We start from the raw sequence: 22,576 nt of genomic DNA, 5'->3' as shown, positions 1-22,576 counted from the left end.
TCGCCCCAACCGATACAAGGAGAATTCGCATGACCCGCAACAATCCGCAGACCCTCCAATGGCAAGCCTTGAGCAGCGAGCACCACCTGGCGCCATTCAGCGACTTCAAGCAGCTCAAGCAGAAAGGGCCGCGCATCATCACCCGTGCCAAGGGCGTCTACCTTTGGGACAGCGAAGGCAACAAGATCCTCGACGGCATGGCCGGCCTCTGGTGCGTGGCGGTCGGCTACGGCCGTGATGAGCTGGCCGAAGCCGCCAGCCAGCAGATGCGTGAGTTGCCGTACTACAACCTGTTTTTCCAGACGGCCCATCCGCCGGCGCTGGAGCTGTCCAAGGCCATCGCCGACGTCGCCCCGCCCGGCATGAGCCATGTGTTCTTCACCGGTTCCGGCTCGGAAGGCAACGACACCATGTTGCGCATGGTCCGCCACTACTGGGCGATCAAGGGCCAGCCGAACAAGAAGGTCATCATCAGTCGCAAGAACGGCTATCACGGCTCGACCGTGGCCGGCGCGAGCCTGGGTGGCATGACCTATATGCATGAGCAGGGCGACCTGCCGATCCCGGGCATCACCCATATCGCTCAGCCATACTGGTTCGGCGAAGGCGGCGACATGAGCCCCGAAGAGTTCGGTGTGTGGGCAGCCAACCAGCTGGAAGAGAAGATCCTGGAGATTGGCGTCGACAATGTCGGTGCATTCATTGCCGAGCCGATCCAGGGCGCGGGCGGCGTGATCGTGCCGCCGGACACCTACTGGCCGCGCATGAAGGAAATCCTCGCCAAGTACGACATTCTGTTCGTGGCCGACGAAGTGATCTGTGGCTTCGGCCGCACCGGTGAGTGGTTCGGTACCGATCATTACGGGTTGAAACCCCACATGATGACCATCGCCAAGGGGCTGACCTCCGGATACATCCCCATGGGCGGCCTGATCGTACGCGACGACGTGGTCGCGGTGCTCAACGAGGGCGGCGACTTCAACCACGGGTTCACCTATTCCGGTCACCCGGTGGCTGCGGCAGTGGCCCTGGAAAACATCCGCATCCTGCGCGAAGAGAAGATCGTCGAGCGTGTCCACCACGAAACGGCACCTTATTTGCAGAAGCGCTTGCGGGAACTGAACGATCATCCGCTGGTGGGTGAAGTGCGTGGCGTCGGTTTGCTGGGGGCGATCGAACTGGTCCGGGACAAGGCCACGCGCCAGCGTTATGAAGGCAAGGGTGCGGGCATGATCTGCCGGCAGTTCTGCTTCGATAACGGCCTGATCATGCGCGCGGTGGGAGACACCATGATCATTGCGCCGCCGCTGGTGATCAGCAAGGCCGAGATCGATGAATTGGTGACCAAGGCACGACACTGCCTGGACCTGACCCTCGGTGTGTTGCAAGGCTAGGGTTTGTACGAAAAGTCGCCGAGCGGCGATCAGGCAAGGCGAAAACACGCGAGCAAGCGCAGTTGACGGGTCGTCATTGAGCATTGCGAGCCTGTTTTCAACGCAGCATGGTCGTTGCGCAAGCACTTATCGTACAGGGCCTAAGTGCTAGGCTCTGAGGGAGGCGCCTTGAAGGGCCTCCCCCGGTTTGAAAAGGCTGGGTTTGTGTTGAAAGCCTGCCCTGTAACTTGCCAGACTACCGCCTGTTCAAGTTGCCCGCGAGCCGGCTACTGAACTGTGGCTTAAAAGAATAACTGGAGCATCATCCATGAAGGCATTAGGTATGAAGATAGCTGGCAAGACCCTCCTCGCCATGTCTCTGATGGGCGCGATGGCGGGTGCCGTCCAGGCGGACGACAAAGTGCTGCACGTCTATAACTGGTCCGACTACATCGCCCCGGACACGATCGCCAAGTTCGAGAAGGAGTCGGGGATCAAGGTGGTCTACGACGTATTCGACAGCAATGAAACCCTGGAAGCCAAGCTGCTGGCCGGCAAGTCCGGCTATGACATCGTGGTGCCGTCGAACAACTTCCTGGCCAAGCAGATCAAGGCGGGCGTCTATCAGCCACTGGACAAGTCCAAGTTGCCGAACTGGAAGAATCTCGACACCGACCTGCTCAAGGCGGTGGGTGATGCCAGCGACAAGGGCAACCAGTACGCTTTCCCTTACATGTGGGGCACCATCGGCATCGGCTACAACCCCGAGAAGGTCAAGGCGGCACTGGGTATCGACAAGATCGATTCCTGGGATGTCCTGCTCAAGCCGGAAAATATCGCCAAGCTCAAGAGTTGCGGGGTGAGCTTCCTCGATTCGCCGACCGAGATGATCCCGGTGGCCTTGCACTACCTGGGCTACCCGACCGACACCCAGGACAAGAAACAACTGGCTGACGCCGAGGCGCTGTTCCTCAAGATCCGTCCTTCGATCGGTTACTTCCACTCGTCCAAGTACATCTCCGACCTGGCCAACGGCAACATCTGCGTGGCCGTGGGTTACTCGGGCGATATCGAGCAGTCCAAATCCCGTGCCGCCGAAGCGGGTGGCAAGGTCAAGGTGGCCTACAGCATTCCCAAGGAAGGCGCCGGTTCGTTCTACGACATGGTCGCCATTCCCAAGGACGCCGAAAACGTCGAGGCCGCCTACAAGTACATGGACTTCCTGATGAAGCCGGAAATCATGGCCGAGATCACCGACAACGTCCGTTTCCCGAACGGCAACAAGGCCGCGACGCCGTTGGTGGACAAGGAAATCTCCGGTGATCCGAACATCTATCCGTCGGATGAAGTGAAAGCCCATCTGTATGCGATCAGCGACTTGCCGCCAGCCACCCAGCGGATCCTGACCCGCAGCTGGACCAAGATCAAATCCGGTAAATAAGCCGGCCTGAGGCACCCTCCTGTTGTCGCCGTCCTCGCGACGCCCGGCAACAGGAGCAATTAAATAACTAAAAGTTTTGCTGGATCGGTTTATCGAGGGTAAGTTGCGCGCCGGTTTTGTTGCAGGGCCTATCGCGGCCGGTAACGGGGGGCAACTTGGGCCCAACTATTTAGAGGACCTCCACGTGCCAGTCTTTTCTTTGTTACGCAACGCCTTGCTGGTCGGTGCCGGCCTGACACTCGCGGTCAGTGTCCAGGCGGCTTCCACCGTGCATATTTATAACTGGTCGGACTACATCGGCGAATCCACCCTGGCGGATTTCGAAAAAACCACCGGGATCAAGCCGGTGTACGACGTGTTCGATTCCAACGAAACCCTGGAAGGCAAGTTGCTTGCCGGCCGTACCGGCTATGACGTGGTCGTGCCGTCCAACCACTTCCTGGGCAAGCAGATCAAGGCCGGGGCGTTCCAGAAGCTCGACAAGGCACAACTGCCCAACTACGCCAACCTCGACCCGTCGCTGCTCAAGCGCCTGGAGCGCAACGACCCGGGCAACCAGTACGCCGTCCCCTACCTGTGGGGCACCAACGGCATCGGCTACAACGTCGAGAAGATCAAGGCTGTGCTGGGCGTCGAGAAGATCGATTCCTGGGCCGTGCTGTTCGAGCCGGAGAACATCAAGAAACTGTCCAGTTGTGGCGTCTCGTTCCTCGACTCCGGTGACGAGATGATTCCGGCGATGCTGAACTACCTGGGCCTGGACCCCAACAGCGAAAACCCGGAAGACTACAAGAAGGCCGAGGCCCAGCTCCTCAAGATCCGGCCCTACGTGACCTACTTCAATTCCTCCAAGTACATCTCCGATCTGGCCAACGGCGAGATCTGCGTGGCAGCCGGTTTCTCCGGGGACATTTTCCAGGCTCGCGAACGTGCCAGCGAAGCCGGCAAGGGCGTCGAAATCGCCTATGTGATCCCCAAGGAAGGCGGCAACCTCTGGTTCGATATGCTGGCGATCCCGCGTGACGCCACCAATGTCAAGCAGGCCCATGCATTCATCAATTTCCTGCTCCAGCCCGAGGTGATCGCCAAGGTCAGCGATTACGTCGGTTATGCCAACCCCAACCCCAAGGCTGGCGAACTGATGGACCAGCAAGTGCGTACCGACGAGGCGGTCTACCCACCGCAGGCAGTCGTCGACAAGCTCTACGTCAACTCCGAGTTGCCGCCCAAGATCCAACGACTCATGACCCGCAGCTGGACCAAGGTCAAGTCGGGTAAATAGCGTCAAACGCTCTAACTTAAAGTTCGCCCGTGAGGGGCGAACTGCAAATTCTGTGGGAGTTTCGTAAATGGCAGTTGCCTCCGGCGCCTATAAGAAAGCCCTCGAGGGCGACCAGACACCCAAGCAGGTGCTGGTCAAGATCGACCGGGTCACGAAGAAGTTCGACGAGACGATTGCCGTGGACGATGTGTCCCTGGAAATCAAGAAAGGCGAGATCTTCGCCTTGCTCGGCGGCTCGGGATCGGGCAAATCCACCTTGCTGCGCATGCTCGCAGGATTCGAGCGGCCCACGGAAGGGCGCATTTTCCTCGATGGTGTGGATATCACCGACATGCCGCCCTACGAGCGGCCGATCAACATGATGTTCCAGTCCTATGCGCTGTTCCCCCACATGACCGTGGCGCAGAATATTGCGTTCGGCCTGCAGCAGGACAGGATTCCCAAGGCGGAGATCGAAGCCCGCGTGGCGGAAATGCTCAAGCTGGTGCAGATGAGCCAGTACGCCAAGCGCAAGCCCCACCAGCTTTCCGGTGGCCAGCGCCAGCGCGTGGCCCTGGCCCGTTCCCTGGCCAAGCGGCCCAAGCTGCTGTTGCTCGACGAACCGATGGGGGCCCTGGACAAGAAGCTGCGTTCGCAGATGCAGCTCGAGCTCGTGGAAATCATCGAGCGGGTCGGCGTGACTTGCGTCATGGTGACCCATGACCAGGAAGAGGCCATGACCATGGCCGAACGGATCGCGATCATGCACCTGGGCTGGATCGCCCAGATCGGCAGCCCGATCGACATCTACGAGACCCCGACCAGCCGGCTGGTCTGCGAGTTCATCGGCAACGTCAACATCTTCGAGACCGAAGTGGTGGATGACGCCGAGGGACATGCGGTGCTGACCTGCAAGGATCTGGACCGCAACATCTACGTGGGCCACGGCATCAGCACCTCGGTGCAGGACAAGTCCGTGACCTACGCCATCCGCCCGGAAAAGCTGCTGGTGACCGCCGAACAGCCGACCTGCGAGCACAACTGGTCCAGCGGCAAGGTCCATGACATCGCCTACCTGGGTGGCCATTCGGTGTTCTACGTCGAGTTGCCGAGCGGCAAGCTGGTGCAGTCCTTCGTGGCGAACGCCGAGCGCCGTGGCCAGCGGCCGACCTGGGGCGACCAGGTGTTCGTCTGGTGGGAGGATGACAGCGGCGTGGTGCTTCGCTCATGAACATGCGCAAACTCAAGCGTCGACTCGCCCGAATAACGCCCGGTGGCCGGCAACTGGTCATCGGGGTGCCCTTCATCTGGCTGTTCCTGTTCTTCATGCTGCCGTTCTTCATCGTCCTGAAGATCAGTTTCGCTGAAGCCGACGTGGCGATTCCGCCTTACACCGAGATCTACAGCTACGTCGACCAGAAGCTGCAGATACTGCTCAACCTGGCCAACTACGCGATGCTCAGCGAGGACGAGCTGTATATCGCCGCGTACCTGGGCTCGCTGAAGATGGCCCTGATCAGTACGGTCCTGTGCCTGCTGATCGGTTATCCGATGGCCTATGGCATCGCCAACGCCCGCAAAGAGACGCAGACGGTGCTGGTGCTGCTGATCATGATGCCGACCTGGACCGCGATCCTGATCCGCGTCTACGCGTGGATGGGCATCCTCAGCAACAACGGCCTGCTCAACGGCTTCCTGATGAGCATGGGCTTGATCAGCGAACCCCTGCAGATCCTCAACACCAACCTGGCGGTGTACATCGGTGTCGTCTATTCGTACCTGCCGTTCATGATCCTGCCGTTGTACGCCAACCTGGTCAAACATGACCCCAGCCTGCTGGAGGCCGCCTCCGACCTGGGATCGAGTACCTTCAACAGCTTCTGGAAGATCACCGTGCCGCTGTCCAAGAACGGCATCATCGCCGGCTGCATGCTGGTGTTCATCCCGGTGGTGGGGGAATTCGTGATCCCGGAACTGCTGGGCGGCCCCGAGACCCTGATGATCGGCAAAGTGCTGTGGCAGGAATTCTTCAACAACCGTGACTGGCCGGTGGCATCCGCCCTGGCGGTGGTGATGCTGGCGATCCTGATCGTGCCCATCATCCTGTTCAACCGCAGTCAGGCCAAGGAAATGGAGGGCAAGGAATGAAGCGCTTTCGTTTTTCGAGCCTGATGCTGGTGCTGGGATTGCTGTTCATCTACGCGCCGATGGTGATCCTGGTGATCTTCTCGTTCAACGCCTCGAAGCTGGTGACGGTGTGGGGCGGCTGGTCGATCAAATGGTATGTCGGCCTGCTGGACAACACCCAGTTGATGGGGTCGGTGCTGCGCTCCCTGGAAATCGCCTGCTATACGGCGGTTGCCGCGGTGGCCCTGGGCACGCTGGCCGCCTTCGTGTTGACCCGCATCACCCGGTTCAAGGGGCGTACGCTGTTCGGTGGCCTGGTCACCGCGCCGCTGGTGATGCCGGAAGTGATCACCGGCCTGTCCTTGCTACTGCTGTTCGTGGCCATGGCCCAGATGATCGGCTGGCCCCAGGAGCGTGGCATCGTCACGATCTGGATCGCCCACACGACCTTCTGTGCGGCCTATGTGGCGGTGGTGGTCTCCTCGCGCTTGCGTGAGCTGGATCTTTCCATCGAGGAGGCTGCCATGGACCTTGGCGCGCGGCCCTGGAAGGTGTTCATCCTGATCACCATCCCGATGATCGCGCCATCGCTGGCGGCGGGGGGCATGATGTCGTTCGCGCTGTCCCTGGATGACCTGGTGCTGGCGAGCTTCGTGTCGGGTCCAGGTTCCACGACCTTGCCCATGGAGGTGTTCTCGGCGGTGCGCCTGGGTGTGAAGCCGGAGATCAACGCCGTGGCGAGCCTGATCCTGCTGGCGGTGTCGCTGGTGACGTTCCTGGTCTGGTACTTCAGCCGCCGGGCCGAGGAAAACCGCCGGCGGGCCATCCAGCAAGCCATCGAGGAAAGCGCCGCGGACTCCTGGAAACAGCCGCAGGTACGCCGGCCCGAGGCCGCACCGGTCTAACCGGACGCCGCGTCACCGTGGGAGCGGGCTTGCCCGCGAAAGTGGTGTGACAGTCGACGAAAAGGTTGAATGTCAGTCCGCTATCGCGAGCAAGCTCGCTCCGATGTTTTCTGGGATCGCCTACAAGTCCGCAGCCGAGCGCAGATCCCATTGTGGGGGCGAGCTTGCTCGCGAGCGAAGGTGTCAGTTATCGCCGCTCATTTCTTCAGCGCGTCATGGGCCTCCAGCGCCCGCAGAGAGTAAATGTAGGCCGCGCCGGCATTCAGCGATACCGCGGTTGCCAGGGTGGCGGCAATTTCCTCGCGGGTGGCGCCGGCCTTGATGGCGGCGTCGGTGTGCACGCCGATGCAGCCGTCGCAGCGAGTCGTGATCGCCACCGCGATGGAAATCAGCTCCCGGGTCTTGGCATCGAGCACATTGTTTTCGGCCGAGGCTTCATCCAGGGCCATGTAGGCCTTGACCATTTTCGGGTTGCTCTTGCCCAGGGCACCGAAGGCACTCTTGATGGTGGGCAGCAGTTCGGACCAGTTGTTGAACATTGCATTGACTCCATGGGGGCGGGAAAACCTTGTGTAGTCTTGACCAATAATCACGATCGGGCCCGCTGGCACCGAAAAAAGACGACGCCTCGCCCGTTCAGCGTGCCGTGCCGGCCGGTAGCAGCTTGAGGGTGTCCCGGGTATTGGCCAGCACTTCTTCTTCGGCCAGGTGCGCCTGGTGATACAGCCCCTCGATGTAGGCCTCGGCCTGGTCCGCGTAATACTTGTCGAACGGCACGCCACTCTGGCCGACGGGGTTGATGGTGACGCTGTGGGCCGGGTCGGCGAAATCGATGATGCGTCGCGTGGAAGGTCCGTAGGTCACAGGCCAGGGAGCCGGGCCTATCTTGGCCGAGAGATTGTTGGGCACTTCATGGGTGCCGGGGGCGGCGAACGGGCCGATGTTGAAGATCCGGTCCAGGGGCTTTTGCAGGCCCAGCGGATGCCCGTGGGTCAGGGTATGGGCCTTGCCCCAGCGCCACTGCGTGGCATCGTCGCCCAGGGTGGCCTTCAGGTGCGCCAGGCTCTTGCCCCAGGCTATTTTCACCACGTCGGCACGGGTCTCCGTACCCAGGGTGGTGCGGTCGTCCCACCATGGCGAATCCTTTGTCGCGGCCAGGCGAGGCAGTGCGGCGTCAATGACCCGGGTCGAGAGCGCGGTTTCGAAGAAACTGTCTCCCAGCTCGTCGTGCAGCGCGGCGTCGGCCAGGTTGAACAGGAACTGGTTGAACAGCGTGGCGCTGATGGAGTCCAGCGGGTAATCGCCTTGCCATTGGGCCAGCTGCTCCACCCATTTGCGTTCCTGCGGGTCGCTGATCACGTCTCGCAGCACTGGCAGCAAGGGTGCCAGCAGGCGCGGGCCATAGGCGGTCGTCGTGCCCAGTTGCAGCTTACGGGTGGTTTCGATGTCCCACTTGGCCTGTTTGTCGCCCAGCTGCAGGTTGAGCTGCTGGCCGCGGTCGGCGAGGTTGTAGTAGCCCGGGATCTCGATGCCGCTGGGGGATACCGGCTGGAAATTCGCCGAGACGATATAGCCTCGGGCAGGATTTTCTTCTTGCGGGTTGTCACTGAACGGGTAGAAACCGTCCTTCTCCGCCTCCGGGCTGCTGCCATCGAGCATGAAGCCAGGTTTCGCGCCCGCCGACCTCTTGGGCAACTGTGCCGCGGCCCACCAGCCGATGTCTCCCTGGGCGCTGGCCCAGACGATATTCAGCCCGGGGGCATGAATCCTGGACGATGCGTCTCGTGCCTTGGCCAATGTATCGGCGCGGTTGAGCCGGTAGAACGCCTCGAGGATGGGGTTGCGGCTTTCCAGGAACCCCCACCACATGGCAATCGGCGTCTTGCCGGCATTGGCGCCAAGGGCGTCGTTGACGATCGGGCCATGGGGCGACTGGCGCAACACCAGCGTCACCGGGGCCTGGCCCTTGACCGCGATCTGCTGTTCGCTGCGGGTCATGTCCACCCATCCGTCGCGGTACCAGACCTGTTCCGGGTTGTCCGGGTTGGTCTTCTCGGCGACCAGGTCCAGGTCATCGTTCTGGAACATGGTCACGCTCCAGCCGAAATCCTGGTTCATGCCCAGCGTGGCGAACGGCATCAGGGCCTGGTAATGCCCGTAGAGTTCGAAGCCCGGTGCCGAAAGGTGCGCTTCGTACCATACCGACGGTGCCGAAAAGCGGATGTGCGGATCGCCCGCCAGCAAAGGCTTGCCGCTTTGGGTACGGCTGCCCGAGACCGCCCAGGCGTTGCTGCCTTCGAACTGCGGCAGGCCGTTCTCGGCCATGGCCTGCTCGGTCAGGCGCGCCAGGGCGTTGAGGTCTTTCCAGTCACCGTCGGCCAGGGGCAGGCCGGGCTGGCGACGTTCCTCCAGGGCGCCCTTGGGCTGCCAGTCGAGGTCGAAAATGTCCAGATACCGGGCACCGAGCTGGTCGCGCACGTAGGTCAGCAAGGGTTCGGTGCGAAAGGCGGCGGCAAAGCTGTAGGCCATGTAGCCGGTGATGCTCACGGTGTCTTCGGCGGTGAAAGGGCGCTTGGGGATGCCCAGCACATCGAACTCCACCGGTCGGGTATGGGTGTCCTGGTAGTGGTTGATCCCGTCCAGGTAGGCCTGCATGGCGACCCAGGCGGGGGATTGCGGATCCTGTTCCGTCACGTAAGTGGCGGCGCGCTCGCGGATGCGCAGGCTGCGCATCAGTTTATCGGTGTCGAGCAATTTCGGTCCCAGTACCTCGGCGAGTTCACCCCGGGCGAGGCGGCGCATGATTTCCATCTGGAACAGCCGGTCCTGGGCATGGACATAACCGAGGGCGCGGTAGAGATCGGTTTCGTTGCCGGCACGAATGTGTGGTACGCCGCGTTCGTCGTAGCGTACGGTGACCGAGCCTTGCAGCCCCTGCAACTGCACCATGCCCTGGCGGGTCGGTTGCTTGCTGTAGAGGTAGCCACCGGCAACGATGATGGCGGTGACCACCAGTGACAGGAGTGCGATGAGACTGCGTTTCATGGTGCTTCCTTATGCCGTTGACAGCGGTTCCATGACCGCGCTGTTCATTCCCTGTTTAACATGGCGCCGCGTGCCTGCGCATCGTCCCTCGGAGGGATTTACCGACTGGTGGCCGATGCCTCCTGGCCCCATGGGCAATAACAGCCCACTGCCAGGGTATGGGTCGCGTTGACCGCCCGGCCGACGCTCAATGCCTCGAGGATCGGTTCGATGAAGCTGTTGCTCGAATTGCAGGTCAGGCCTTCGCTGTAGGGGCCGAAATAGGCCAGCGCACCGTTGCGGTCCCAGATCGCCACCGCCGGGCTGGCGGGAATCTGGCCCGAGCCCGGCAAGGCCGCAAGGGGTTTGAGGCTGCCCAGCGTGGCCGGCAGTTGGCCTTGGGTCGCGGTCTTTTGTACCGCGTAGAACTCGACGCCTTGCGATGCATATCTATCGATCAGTTCGGCGAGGTGTTGCTGGTTGCCGACGTTGCAGGGGCAAGCCGGATCCCAGAAGTGCACCAGGCGGATCGGGCCAGGACCGGCAAGGTCGGCGGGCAAGCGCAAGGGGTCGCCGGAAAACACCGCGGTGTGTTGGCTGAAAGCCCGCAGGTAACGGCCCTGGAACCAGTCGTAGGCGAACCACAATACGGCGGCGCACCCGAGGGCAAGCAGGCTGGCAAGCAAGGTCGTGCGGTGGGACGGGCGCATGGAGTCGATCCTCTGGAGTCGCGTAGCTTGCCACGCCTGCCGCGACAGATGAATATCGCAGACCATAAAGTCCTTTTTCGCTTTCGCCTGGGAATATCAATGCCTGCCACTTTCGACCCCGATAACCTGCGTGCCAGCCTGCAATCCATGGCCCAGTGGCAGCCACTGTCGGAACAGGCCCGGGCCTACCAGCGTTTCTATGGGCTGGACTTTCCCCAGCGCGAGGTGCGCAAAGGGCTGGGGCGTTTCCGGATCGATGGGTATGAGTTGGTCGGGCAGGTCTGGTGGCCGGAGAAAGCCGTGGCAACCTTGTTCGTGTTCCATGGTTACTACGATCACATGGGGCTGTACCGGCACTTGATCGAATGGGCGTTGGCGCAGGGATTCGCGGTGATTGCCTGTGACCTGCCGGGCCACGGACTGTCCAGCGGAGAGCGCGCCAGCATCGGCGATTTCGCCGAATACCAGGCTACGCTGCAAGGGCTGCTGGCCGAGGCCGCGACCCTGGGCCTGCCGCAACCCTGGCACCTGTGCGGACAGAGCACCGGCGGTGCCATCGTGGTGGATCATGTGCTCAACCAGGGCGCGGACAGTCCGGCCCAGGGCCAGGTGATCCTGCTGTCGCCCCTGGTGCGGCCGCGGGCCTGGGGGTGGTCGCGCCTGAGCTACTACTTGCTCAAGCCTTTCGTGACCGGCATCGCCCGACGCTTCAGCGAAAATTCCACCGATCCTGATTTCCTGCCCTTCCTGCAAGCCGACCCCTTGCAGCCGTTACGCCTGCCGACCGCATGGGTCGGAGCGTTGGCACAATGGATCAAACGCATCGAGGCGGCGCCGAACAGCCCGCGCCGGCCTCTGATCGTGCAGGGCCAGGCGGACATGACGGTGGATTGGAAACATAACCTGCAGGTGTTGTGCAGCAAGTTCGATCGACCGCAGGTGATGATGTTGCCCGAGGGACGCCATCACCTGGCGAACGAGTCCCTGGCGTTGCGGCAGGAGATGTTCGGGTTCCTGAACAAGCGGATGAGCCGGAATCGGCGGTGACCAGGCGATAGCGCCAGTCAACGCATCGCGAAGCTACTGCCCGAGATTCTGCCCTACGGCCAAGCCTGCCCGGACCGCCGCCAAAGCCGCCTGGTAATAGGCCTGGCCCTCGGCCGACTCGGCGAAAGTGGCGAATTCTTCCAGTTCGGTATCCGACAGGTCACGGTAGACATACAGCAGCGTGTTGTTCAGGTCCGCGCCGATCTGCTCCATGAGCCGCTGGCGCTGGCCGTTCAGCATGCCCTGGGCCTGGCCGGCGCCCAGCAGGCCGGGAATCATCGAGCTCAGGCTGTCGGCCGCCACGCCGGCGATCGCCAGGCTGACTTCGGCACCGGCCTCACGGGCGGGCAGGGCCTGGGCCAGGTGGCCGATGATCAGCAGGCGGTTGTCGCTGGCCTGCATCTTGGGCAGGCCCTTGGCGTTCTTTGCCAACTGGTCGCGACGGGTGGCCAGCAGCTCGGCGGCCACCACCTTGCGGCCCAGGGGTGACTGGAAGAAGTCCAGGGCCGGGACGGGGTCGTTGAGATGCTTGCGCAGTTGCGCTTCGGCCCGCTGGTCCATGGCCTGGGGAGCGAAGCGTTGATTGCTGTTGTTGACCAGCGCCTGGAATACCGCTGGCGGCAAGCTGCTTTGATAGCGCTGCTGCGCGGCATTCAAGGCATCGTTGAAATGCGCCCGCTGTTCCGGCCAGCCGGCGACCTTGTACAACTGGTCGTAGCTGTCTGCCCAGGCGGGCAAAACGCAGAACATCAACAGTGAGAAAAGCAAACGGCGCATAGGGACTCCTGTCAGCAGCCGACTATTCTCCGTGGGGTGCGGGAACTTGTCGAGAATTCGTATCAAGTTCGTACGGCGGTGCCATCTGCAAACCGCCCCGCAAACCCGCTGCGTGGCGCTGTCGGTTTTACGTGGGCAGGCATACTATGCGCGCCATGCAGATACCTTTTGATCACCCCTCGCTGTTACGTATCGTCGACGACCTGGCCGAGCGTGGCTGGTCGCAGCAGAACGTCTTCCTGCCGGACGCGCTGACCCGTGCCCTGGCGGCGGAATGCCGGCAGCGCGCCATTGAAGGCGAACTGGCACCAGCCGCGGTCGGGCGCGGGCCGTCTTCGCAGATCCAGGAAGGTATCCGGGGGGATCGCATCCAATGGATCGAGCCCGGCCAGGCCGAGGCCTGCGATCGTTACCTGGAATGGATGGACAGCCTGCGCGAAGCCCTGAACCGTGGCTTGTTCCTGGGGCTTGAAGACTTCGAAAGCCATTTCGCCCTGTACCCACCCGGTGCGTTCTACCTCAAGCACGTCGACCGATTCCGCGACGATGATCGGCGCACGGTGTCGGCGGTGCTCTATCTCAATGACGCCTGGCTGCCGGACCAGGGGGGGCAGTTGCGCATGTACCTGGATGACGGCGTCGAACATGACGTAGTGCCCGCCGGTGGTTGCCTGGTGGTGTTCCTGTCGGGGAACGTTCCCCATGAAGTCCTGCCGGCCACCCGGGATCGCCTGTCCTTGACCGGCTGGTTCCGACGCCGCGGCAACGAGCTGTTCTGACATGCACAGGATTCTCGTCAGCCGTTGCCTGCTCGGACACCGCGTGCGCTATGACGGCGGCGCCAGCGGGCCGTTCGATCAGCTCCAGCAGTGGCTGGATGAAGGCCGTGTCGTGCCGCTGTGTCCGGAAGTCGCCGGCGGCTTGCCGACGCCCCGGGCGGCGGCGGAGATTCCCGGCGGCCAGGGAGAGCAGGTTCTCGACGGGCAGGCAGTGGTGATCACCACGGAAGGTGAAGACGTGAGTGCGCAATTCCTGTCTGGTGCGTACCAGGCGCTGGAGCGGGTGCGGGAACATGGCATCCGCATCGCCGTGCTCAAGGCCAACAGCCCATCGTGCGGTAACCGGCTGACCTATGACGGGACGTTCAGCGGTGTGAAGGTCACGGGTGAAGGCGTGACGGCGGCGTTGCTCAAGCGCCATGGGGTGCAGGTTTTCAGTGAGCTGCAATTGCCTGAAGCGGCCTTGGCGCTCGAGGCATTGGTCGACGACTGACCACAGCGCTGCTTTTGGTGGTGAGCGGATGCCTGGGCTCTGCGAGTCTAGGGACGAAGGCCAGGCGAGGCGAAACCGACGAGGAACGGCCGGGGTCGCCCTCCACTTGAAGTAATGAACATTCCGATCGGGCTCGCGCACGAGCCGGTTTCCAACGCAGCATGAACGAATATCAAGGCTTTTCAGACAGAGCCTAGAGCTCCTCGGCCAGTTGTTCGATCTGTTCCTGGCGTTCGGCCTGGCTCAACCGGGGTCGTGGATTGAGCGATGACCAGTGCGGATAGGCACGAGCCTTGGCCAGGGCTTCGGGCAGCTTGCCTTCGCGCCAGCCTTTGTCCTGGGGCGTGTCGATGCGGATGCTGTCCAGCGCCGCATGGCCGCGTTGGTTGAGGGCCAGCAGCAGTTGCCTCTGGCGCAGGGCCAACAGGCGTAGCACGTTGTCGTCCACCGTCAGTTCCCGCTGACCCTTGAGCTTGCCCATCAATCGGTTGCCGTAGCTGCGGGCGGTTTGCAGGGCGCCTCCGGCGATGGCCCCGGCCAGGGCGGCGGCGCCCAGGGTCAGGCCGCCCACCAGCAAATCCACACCGGCACCGGCCGCCGCCCCCGCGGCGATCCCGCCTCCGACCCGTACGCCCAATTGCTTGAGGGTTTCGGGGTTGAACAGATCATCGCCCCAGCGCCCGTCGAGCAGCGGCAGGTCGCCGGCGGCGGCATCCTGCGGGCGGAAGGCGTAGAGTGCGAGCAGGGCTTCGACACAGCGCTGTTCACGTTGACGCACCGCGTTGCGCAATTCGCTGATGGCCTGGTGTTCCAGCTCGGCGTCGCTGGCCACGCTGCGCCGGCACGCCGCGCAATCGATCAGCAACTCGGCGATCAAGCGCGCGGCGCTCCGCTGGCGGGCCAGGCGTTGAGCCTGCTGGTCGGCGATCAAGCGTTCCAACTGACCACGAGCACTTTCCAGCAACAGGGCAAGACTCTCGTACAGGCGGCGCTCGCCGTCCTCGGGCGGGGCGACGCTGTCGAAGCGTACCAGGGCGTGCAGCCCCAGCCGCGCCAGTGCTTCGCGCCAGTCGGGTTCGCGATGCTGGGCACTGCTGACGAAGTTCAGTACCGGCAGCAGCGGCTTGCCGCAACTGGCGAGGACCGCCAGTTCATCGCGATACTTGGCCAGCACCGGCTCCCGGGCATCGATCACATAGAGCCCGGCATCGCTGGCGAGCAGCTGCCGCAGTACTTTGGCCTCCTGTTCGAACCGCTGGCGCGCCTCGCTGGCGTCCAGGAAGCGCGCCAGCCGCGCCGGTCCGTCCAGGCGCTCGCCGGGGCGCTCCAGTCGTTCGAGGTAATCGAGCAGGGCGATGGCATCCTCCAGGCCCGGTGTGTCGTACAGTTCCAGGAGGGCTTCGCCGTCCACCGACAGGCGCGCACCTTCGACGTGCCGGGTCGTGCTGGGACGGTGGGACACCTCGCCGAAGCCGACGTCCCGGGTCAGGGTACGCAGCAGGGACGTCTTGCCGACATTGGTGTGGCCGACCACGGCCAGCTTCAATGGCTTCATAGGCTCAGTCATGGCCGGTCTCCAGCCAGTTGAGGGGGATGCAGTCGGCGAACGGCAATTGCAGTTGTCGCAGCGCATCGCGCCAATCGCCCAGGCGCTGGGCATCCAGCGCTTCACCGGGTGGTGCCTGCATCAGCCAGACGCGGGTGGCGCTGGCGCTGCGGGCCAGTTCGGCGATCAAGGCCAGGCTGCCACGATCCGGCGAGCGCCGTGGGTCGCAGGCAATCGCCAGGCGTGCCGGGGGAAAGCGCGACAGTTGTTCGAGGAGCTTGTGCCGCGATTCACGGCTGTCGAGGATACCGGCGTTCTTCACCGTGTCCGGCAGCTTCGGTGGCCATGGGCGGTCGTCCAGTTCGATTGCCACCAGCAAGGCGCCATCGCTTTCCGGGGCGCCGGACGTCCCCTCGATGCGATGCAACTGCGCGGGGGCGGCATCATTGACCCCCAGGCGTTCGCTGCTGGGCATGAGTCGTTCGCGCAGTTGGGCATAGCCCGGCAGGTTCAGGTCCAGGCGCAGCGTGCTGCGGCCACGCCGCCAGCGCCACAGGCACAGCAGCGCCAGGCACAGGCGCGGCATCACGCCATAGACCAGGGTCACGCCCACCAGCCAGGCGGCCCAGGCCTGGCGAGCGCTTTCGAGGTTCAGGGCGCCATCGCCGCTGGCGCGTATCATCGCTTCGGCCGGTACATCGAACCCCACCATGGCAGGCAGGGCGCCAAGGGCCTGGGTCAGGACGACGAAGGTTTCGGCGCCAAGCAGGGTGGTTTCCCATACGAAGCCATAGCGTCGGGTCGCCATGAGCATCAAGACGACAACCAGCGCGCTGACCATCGCCAGCAGCCACAAGCCGTTGACCAGGACACCGAGGGCCCAGCGGTTGAGCCGCTGGCGTTGCAGCAACAGCAGCAGGGCCGGCGCCAGTTGGGCGGCCTTGGCGTCGCGGGCGAGTTTTTCACTGAGCCACAGCCACAGGCGTCCCAGCGCGGCGCCTTGTTCCCCGGCGAACAGCAAGCCCAGGGCCCAGCCGACGAGCAGGATCAAATTCAGTCCCAGCAGGCTGCCCAGGGCCCAGAACACATTGACGGGCATGCGGCCATCGCCAAGGGCGGCAAAACCCAGGCCCGAGCCGCTGATGACGGCGACTGTCGCCAGCACGATCAGGGCCAGGCGGGCGCCTTGCAGCCAATGGCGCAAGGCTTCGGTGAGGCCGTCGCGTGCGGCCAGGCGGTGGGCGCGGTGGTGGATACGGGTCGATAGATCGCCACCCGCCGCACGGGCCAGGCGATTGGCTTCCTGGTCTTCGAGCGGGCCGGCGTGCTCCTCACGCAGGCGTACCGTCTCGGTCAACCAGATTTTCTGCAGTTCAGTCAGGGGCTCAGACACGGGCACTTCCGTCGTAAATGAGGGATGAGCATAACTGCTGTGGCGCCTGTCGGGGTACGTCGAGCCTCTGGTATCCTCGCCTACATGAAAAAAACTCTTCCTTTAAGCCTGATCGCAGCCCTCGGTGAAAACCGTGTGATCGGCATCGACAACAGCATGCCCTGGCACTTGCCAGGGGACTTCAAATACTTCAAGGCCACCACCTTGGGCAAGCCGATCATCATGGGCCGCAAGACCTGGGATTCCCTCGGTCGACCGCTGCCGGGACGGCTGAACATCGTGGTCAGCCGCCAGCCGGGCCTGGAGCTGGAGGGGGCGCAAGTTTTCTCCTCGCTTGAAGCTGCGGTGGCGCGGGCCGAGGCGTGGGCCCTGGAGCAGGGCGCCGACGAACTGATGCTGATCGGCGGTGCGCAACTGTACGCCCAGGCCCTGGCGCAGGCCGATCGCCTGTACCTGACCCGCGTGGCGTTGAGCCCGGAGGGAGACGCCTGGTTTCCGGAGTTCGATTCAAGCCAGTGGCGGTTGGTCTCCAACCAGCCGAACCCGGCGCAAGGGGACAAGCCGGCCTACAGCTTCGAGGTATGGGAAAAGCTCTAAGGCAAAAAGCTTCGCGAGCGAGCCCGCTGCCGCAGTCGACCGGTTTGCGCTGATACAGCTCGGTCAGCTGTGCAAGCGGACTCATTCGCGAAGGCGATCTACCAGGCGCCGCCAATCAAGCCTGCACCAACTCCCCATGCTCCTCGGCACCCAGCACTGCCTTGTCGGTCTGCTGCATCACCTGGCTGGTGAGTGCTCCGGCGGTGATCGAACCGCTGACGTTCAATGCCGTGCGCCCCATGTCGATCAGCGGTTCGACGGAAATCAGCAACGCCACCAACGAGACCGGCAGGCCCATGGCCGGTAGCACGATCAATGCGGCGAACGTCGCGCCGCCACCCACGCCGGCGACTCCGACCGAGCTCAGGGTGACGACCGCCACCAAGGTTGCGATCCAGACCGGGTCCAACGGATCGATACCCACGGTTGGAGCGACCATCACCGCCAACATGGCCGGATAGAGGCCGGCGCAGCCGTTCTGTCCGATGGTGGCGCCGAACGAGGCGCTGAAGCTGGCGATGGCGCGCGGAATGCCGAGACGGCTGGTCTGGACCTCGATACTCAAGGGAATGGTCGCGGCGCTGGAGCGGCTGGTGAAGGCGAAGGTCAGCACCGGCCAGATCTTGCGGAAAAAGCGCAAAGGGTTGATCCCGGCGGCGGACACCAGCAGGCCATGTACCACGAACATCAGGCCCAGCCCCAGGTAAGACACCACCACGAAACTGCCAAGCTTGATGATGTCCTGCAGGTTGGAACCGGCCACGACCTTGGTCATCAAGGCCAGCACACCGTAAGGGGTCAGCTTCATCACCAGGCGTACCAGGCGCGTCACCCAGCTTTGCAGGGTGTCGATGGCGTTGATCACCTTCTGGCCCTTGTCCGCGTCATCCTTGAACAATTGCAGCGCCGCGATGCCCAGGAACGCCGCGAAAATCACCACGCTGATGATCGAGGTCGGCTTGGCCCGGGCCAGGTCGGCGAAAGGATTCTGTGGGACGAAAGAGAGCAACAGTTGCGGGATGTTCAGGTCGGCGACCTTGCCGGCGTAGTCGCTCTGGATCACCTGCAGTCGCGCCAGCTCCTGGGTGCCGGCCACCAGGCCTTCGGCGGTGAGGCCGAACAGGTTGGTCAGGCCGATGCCGATCAGGGCGGCGATGGCGGTGGTGAACAGCAGCGTGCCGATGGCCAGGAAGCTGATCTTGCCCAGGGACGAGGCGTCATGCAGGCGGGCCACGGCGCTCAGGATCGAGGCGAAGACCAGCGGGATCACGATCATCTGCAACAACTGTACATAGCCATTGCCCACCAGGTCGAACCAGGCGATGGACGCTTTGAGCACCGGGTTGCCGGCGCCGTAGACGGTATGCAGGGCGACACCGAACGCGACGCCCAGCGCCAGGGCCAGCAGCACTTTCCTGGCCAGGCTCCAGCTGCCGTGGCGGGTTTGCGCAAGGCCGAACAGCAAGGCGAGAAACACCAGCAGATTGAGGATCAGTGGAAGATTCATCAGGAGACTCCGATAAGACTTGTGCAGTCGCCTACGCTCTGTACGAAGGCCTTGATACTCATCCATGCGGCGTTGAAAACTGCCTCGCGATGCTCATGTATTCCAATGCACTGCGCTTGCTCGGCTGTTTTCGCCTTGCCTGATCTTCGTCTCAAGACTTCTCGAACAGAGCCTGGGCCAGACTGTGAACCGAGGAGCCTAACAGCCTGATAACTAAAGAATTAATACTAAAAAAGCATGTGGTATGTCGTTTATGGAATAAGGACGTGGCGTTTGCAGGTATGCCGCTGGCGTTATCAAGATGCAAGCGGTCGCGGGGAGACGAGGGTTGTCATCGGCATTTGTTAGCGTCGAGCTCTTTGAACCAGGAGAAATGCCGATGAAGCTCGCACCTCGTTTTCTCGCTGTCGCCTTGGGTCTTGGTCTCGCCGGCCAGGTACTCGCCACCGAACTCAAACACTGGCCGGCGGAACAGGCCAAGGCACTGGACGCGATGATCGCGGCCAACGCCAACAAGGGTAATTACGCGGTGTTCGACATGGACAACACCAGTTACCGCTATGACCTTGAAGAGTCGTTGTTGCCGTTCATGGAAAACAAGGGCCTCATCACCCGGGAAACCCTGGATCCCTCCCTGAAGCTGATGCCATTCAAGGACACGGCCGATCACAAGGAAAGCCTGTTCAGTTACTACTACCGCCTGTGCGAAGTGGACGACATGGTTTGCTATCCGTGGGTCGCCCAGGTGTTTTCCGGCTTCACCCTCAAGGAACTCAAGGGCTACGTCGACGAGCTCATGGCCTCCGGCAAGCCCGTCCCGACGACGTATTACGACGGCGACAAGGTGGTCAACTACAACGTCAACCCGCCAAAGATCTTCACCGGCCAGACCGAGCTCTACCAGAAGCTGATGGAAAACGGCATCGAGGTCTATGTCATGACCGCGGCGTCGGAAGAGCTGGTGCGCATGGTCGCCTCCGATCCCAAATACGGCTACAACCTCAAGCCGCAGAACGTCATCGGCGTGACCACCTTGCTCAAGGACCGCAAGACCGGCGAATTGACCACCGCGCGCAAGCAGATCACCGCCGGCAAGTATGACGAAAAGGCCAACCTCGGCCTGGAGTACACGCCCTATCTGTGGACCCCAGCGACCTGGATGGCCGGCAAGCACGCGGCAATCCTGACGTACATCGACGAATGGAAGAAGCCGGTGCTGGTAGCCGGTGATACCCCCAGCAGCGACGGCTACATGCTGTTCCATGACGTGGACGTGGCCAAGGGGGGGATTCACCTGTGGGTCAATCGCAAGGACAAGTACATGACCCAGATAAACGGCATGATGGCCAAGCACGCTGCCGCCCAGGCCAAGGAAGGCCTGCCGGTCACGGCGGACAAGAACTGGGTGATCGTCAAGCCGGAAGATATCCAGTAAGGCCAGGTAAACCGCCACGCGACTGTGGGAGCGAGCGGGTTCGCTCCCACAGTTGATAACCGTTTTATCACGCAATACCAGACAAAAAAATGCCCCGCACCTGGCGGGGCATTCTTGTTGCACGAGGGATGCCTACAGCCCGTCGAGCATCGCCTTGTTGCGCACCGCGCCCTTGTCGGCGCTGGTGGCGAGCAGGGCATAGGCCTTGAGCGCAGTGGTCACCTTGCGGGGACGCAGCTCCACCGGTTTCCAGCCTTTCTTGTCCTGCTCGACGCGGCGTTCGGCCAGTTCTTCGTCGCTGATCAACAGGTTGATCGAGCGGTTCGGAATATCGATCAGGATCTTGTCGCCGTCCCGTACCAGGCCAATGGCACCGCCTGCGGCGGCTTCCGGCGAGGCGTGGCCGATGGACAGGCCCGAAGTGCCGCCGGAAAAACGGCCATCGGTCAGCAGGGCACAGGCCTTGCCCAGACCTTTGGATTTCAGGTAGGAGGTGGGGTAGAGCATTTCCTGCATGCCCGGACCGCCTTTCGGACCTTCGTAGCGAATGATCACGATGTCGCCGGCCTTCACCTCGTCAGCGAGGATCCCGCGCACGGCGCTGTCCTGGCTCTCGAAGATCTTCGCGTTGCCTTCGAAGACATGGATCGACTCGTCGACGCCAGCGGTTTTCACCACGCAGCCGTCCAGGGCGATGTTGCCATAGAGTACCGCCAGGCCACCTTCCTTGGAGTAAGCGTGCTCGACGCTGCGGATGCAGCCGTTTTCGCGGTCGTCGTCCAGGGTTTCCCAACGGGTCGACTGGCTGAATGCCGTCTGGGTCGGAATGCCTGCCGGGCCGGCCTTGAAGAAATGGTGCACGGCTTCGTCGTCGGTCTGGGTAATGTCCCATTTGGCGATGGCTTCGGCCATGGTCTTGCTGTGCACGGTCGGCAGGTCGGTGTGCAACAGGCCGCCACGGGCCAGGGAGCCCAGGATGCTGATGATCCCGCCGGCACGGTGCACGTCTTCCATGTGGTACTTCTGGATGTTCGGCGCGACCTTGCACAGTTGCGGCACGTTGCGGGACAGGCGATCGATGTCGCGCAGGTCGAAATCGACCTCGGCTTCCTGGGCGGCGGCCAGCAGGTGCAGGATGGTGTTGGTGGAACCGCCCATGGCGATGTCCAGGGTCATGGCGTTCTCGAACGCCTTGAAGTTGGCGATGTTGCGAGGCAATACCGATTCGTCGTTGTCGGAGTAGTAACGCTTGCACAGCTCGACGATGGTGCGACCCGCCTGCAGGAACAGCTGTTCGCGATCGCTGTGGGTGGCAAGGGTCGAGCCGTTGCCCGGCAAGGCCAGGCCCAGGGCCTCGGTCAGGCAGTTCATGGAATTGGCGGTGAACATGCCGGAGCACGAACCGCAGGTGGGACAGGCGCTGCGCTCGTACTCGGCGACCTTCTCGTCAGAGGCGCTGGAGTCGGCGGCGATCACCATGGCGTCAACCAGGTCCAGGCCGTGGCTGGCCAGTTTGGTCTTGCCGGCTTCCATCGGACCGCCGGACACGAAGATGACCGGGATATTCAGGCGCAGCGCAGCCATGAGCATGCCGGGGGTGATCTTGTCACAGTTGGAAATGCACACGATGGCGTCGGCGCAGTGAGCATTGACCATGTATTCGACGGAGTCGGCGATGATCTCGCGGCTCGGCAGCGAATAGAGCATGCCGTCGTGGCCCATGGCGATGCCGTCATCCACCGCGATGGTATTGAATTCCTTGGCGACGCCACCGGCGCGTTCGATTTCGCGGGCGACCAGTTGGCCCAGGTCCTTGAGGTGAACGTGACCGGGGACGAACTGGGTGAAGGAGTTGGCAATGGCGATGATCGGCTTCTTGAAGTCGTCATCCTTCATCCCCGTGGCGCGCCACAGAGCGCGGGCGCCGGCCATGTTGCGGCCATGGGTGGATGTTTTCGAGCGGTATTCGGGCATGGAGCACTCCGGGCGGCTAATCAGTACTAATCAGGTATCAATGGGAAGTGAGCTTCTGTTGACGTCTGGAACACTCGGGAGTGGCTGTGTGTCCGGAAGCGGCCGATGACTTTGCAGGATCACTGCTTGCCTCAGCTTGAGCTCATAAACCCGCCGGGGATGAATGGCGATGAATGCCCCGATTCTA

General features: G+C 62.7%; 19 protein-coding genes. 11 read left to right on the top strand and 8 right to left on the bottom strand.

The window, feature by feature from the left end; translation table 11 throughout:
* Positions 1-29 precede the first annotated feature (29 nt).
* The 6 genes from BLP99_RS05240 (at position 30) to BLP99_RS05215 (ending at position 7,107) form a co-directional block, all read left to right on the top strand.
* The gene (locus tag BLP99_RS05240) at positions 30-1,394 is read left to right on the top strand and encodes an aspartate aminotransferase family protein (protein WP_092179876.1); all 1,365 of its coding nucleotides are present in this window, start codon (positions 30-32) and stop codon (positions 1,392-1,394) included.
* 322 nt (positions 1,395-1,716) lie between these two features.
* Positions 1,717-2,814 (top strand): polyamine ABC transporter substrate-binding protein, encoded by a 1,098-nt coding sequence (locus BLP99_RS05235; RefSeq protein WP_072458558.1) that lies wholly within the window; start codon positions 1,717-1,719, stop codon positions 2,812-2,814.
* A gap of 184 nt (positions 2,815-2,998) precedes the next feature.
* Positions 2,999-4,096 (top strand): polyamine ABC transporter substrate-binding protein, encoded by a 1,098-nt coding sequence (locus tag BLP99_RS05230; RefSeq protein ID WP_072390370.1) that lies wholly within the window; start codon positions 2,999-3,001, stop codon positions 4,094-4,096.
* Between the two features lie 67 nt (positions 4,097-4,163).
* Positions 4,164-5,306: an ABC transporter ATP-binding protein gene (locus BLP99_RS05225; RefSeq protein WP_072390367.1), complete on the top strand. Its 1,143-nt coding sequence runs from the start codon at positions 4,164-4,166 to the stop codon at positions 5,304-5,306.
* Entirely contained in the window at positions 5,303-6,223 is a 921-nt protein-coding gene (locus tag BLP99_RS05220) for an ABC transporter permease subunit (protein WP_072390364.1), read from the top strand. Before BLP99_RS05225 ends, BLP99_RS05220 begins: the two co-directional genes overlap by 4 nt.
* Positions 6,220-7,107, top strand: a complete 888-nt coding sequence (locus BLP99_RS05215; RefSeq protein WP_072390360.1) for an ABC transporter permease subunit — start codon at positions 6,220-6,222, stop codon at positions 7,105-7,107. The genes BLP99_RS05220 and BLP99_RS05215 overlap by 4 nt, the downstream gene beginning before the upstream one ends.
* A 197-nt stretch (positions 7,108-7,304) precedes the next feature.
* Here the strand turns inward: BLP99_RS05215 and BLP99_RS05210 are convergent, their stop codons facing one another.
* The 3 genes from BLP99_RS05210 to BLP99_RS05200 form a co-directional block, all read right to left on the bottom strand.
* Positions 7,305-7,646, bottom strand: coding sequence for a carboxymuconolactone decarboxylase family protein (locus BLP99_RS05210; RefSeq protein ID WP_072430913.1), 342 nt, complete (start codon positions 7,644-7,646; stop codon positions 7,305-7,307).
* A gap of 97 nt (positions 7,647-7,743) precedes the next feature.
* Positions 7,744-10,152 (bottom strand): penicillin acylase family protein, encoded by a 2,409-nt coding sequence (locus tag BLP99_RS05205; RefSeq protein ID WP_092179874.1) that lies wholly within the window; start codon positions 10,150-10,152, stop codon positions 7,744-7,746.
* Positions 10,153-10,250: 98 nt separating this feature from the next.
* Positions 10,251-10,841, bottom strand: coding sequence for a DUF6436 domain-containing protein (locus BLP99_RS05200; RefSeq protein WP_072458559.1), 591 nt, complete (start codon positions 10,839-10,841; stop codon positions 10,251-10,253).
* Between the two features lie 99 nt (positions 10,842-10,940).
* On the opposite strand from BLP99_RS05200, the gene BLP99_RS05195 reads away from it, so the two are divergent.
* On the top strand, positions 10,941-11,888 hold the full coding sequence (locus BLP99_RS05195) for a phospholipase BipL (protein WP_072390348.1): 948 nt from the start codon (positions 10,941-10,943) through the stop codon (positions 11,886-11,888).
* 33 nt (positions 11,889-11,921) lie between these two features.
* Here the strand turns inward: BLP99_RS05195 and BLP99_RS05190 are convergent, their stop codons facing one another.
* On the bottom strand, positions 11,922-12,665 hold the full coding sequence (locus tag BLP99_RS05190) for a DUF2059 domain-containing protein (RefSeq protein ID WP_072390346.1): 744 nt from the start codon (positions 12,663-12,665) through the stop codon (positions 11,922-11,924).
* A 146-nt stretch (positions 12,666-12,811) separates the two neighbouring features.
* Here BLP99_RS05190 and BLP99_RS05185 point away from each other — a divergent pair, with 146 nt between their 5' ends.
* Both BLP99_RS05185 and BLP99_RS05180 read left to right on the top strand, forming a co-directional pair.
* Positions 12,812-13,444, top strand: a complete 633-nt coding sequence (locus BLP99_RS05185) for a 2OG-Fe(II) oxygenase (RefSeq protein WP_072390344.1) — start codon at positions 12,812-12,814, stop codon at positions 13,442-13,444.
* Position 13,445: 1 nt separating this feature from the next.
* Complete coding sequence (locus BLP99_RS05180; RefSeq protein ID WP_072390341.1) at positions 13,446-13,937, top strand: 2-thiouracil desulfurase family protein; 492 nt, start codon at positions 13,446-13,448, stop codon at positions 13,935-13,937.
* A 193-nt stretch (positions 13,938-14,130) separates the two neighbouring features.
* On the opposite strand, the gene BLP99_RS05175 is transcribed toward BLP99_RS05180, so the two are convergent.
* On the bottom strand, positions 14,131-15,504 hold the full coding sequence (locus BLP99_RS05175) for a DUF3482 domain-containing protein (protein ID WP_072390337.1): 1,374 nt from the start codon (positions 15,502-15,504) through the stop codon (positions 14,131-14,133).
* Positions 15,497-16,864, bottom strand: coding sequence for a DUF2868 domain-containing protein (locus BLP99_RS05170; protein ID WP_092179948.1), 1,368 nt, complete (start codon positions 16,862-16,864; stop codon positions 15,497-15,499). The genes BLP99_RS05175 and BLP99_RS05170 overlap by 8 nt, the downstream gene beginning before the upstream one ends.
* 96 nt (positions 16,865-16,960) lie before the next feature.
* Between BLP99_RS05170 and BLP99_RS05165 the strand changes: the two genes are divergently transcribed.
* The gene (locus BLP99_RS05165) at positions 16,961-17,473 is read left to right on the top strand and encodes a dihydrofolate reductase (RefSeq protein ID WP_072458562.1); all 513 of its coding nucleotides are present in this window, start codon (positions 16,961-16,963) and stop codon (positions 17,471-17,473) included.
* A 115-nt stretch (positions 17,474-17,588) separates the two neighbouring features.
* On the opposite strand, the gene BLP99_RS05160 is transcribed toward BLP99_RS05165, so the two are convergent.
* Complete coding sequence (locus BLP99_RS05160) at positions 17,589-18,980, bottom strand: L-cystine transporter (protein WP_092179872.1); 1,392 nt, start codon at positions 18,978-18,980, stop codon at positions 17,589-17,591.
* Positions 18,981-19,359: 379 nt separating this feature from the next.
* Between BLP99_RS05160 and BLP99_RS05155 the strand changes: the two genes are divergently transcribed.
* Positions 19,360-20,415 (top strand): HAD family hydrolase, encoded by a 1,056-nt coding sequence (locus BLP99_RS05155; protein ID WP_072390328.1) that lies wholly within the window; start codon positions 19,360-19,362, stop codon positions 20,413-20,415.
* Positions 20,416-20,547: 132 nt separating this feature from the next.
* Here BLP99_RS05155 and ilvD read toward each other — a convergent pair whose 3' ends face one another.
* Positions 20,548-22,389, bottom strand: coding sequence for a dihydroxy-acid dehydratase (ilvD, locus tag BLP99_RS05150; RefSeq protein WP_072390325.1), 1,842 nt, complete (start codon positions 22,387-22,389; stop codon positions 20,548-20,550).
* Between the last annotated feature and the right edge of the window lie 187 nt (positions 22,390-22,576).

It is taken from the genome of Pseudomonas sp. NFACC32-1, from assembly GCF_900101215.1.
Classification (GTDB): domain Bacteria; phylum Pseudomonadota; class Gammaproteobacteria; order Pseudomonadales; family Pseudomonadaceae; genus Aquipseudomonas.
This window is presented reverse-complemented; position numbering and strand designations above follow the sequence as displayed.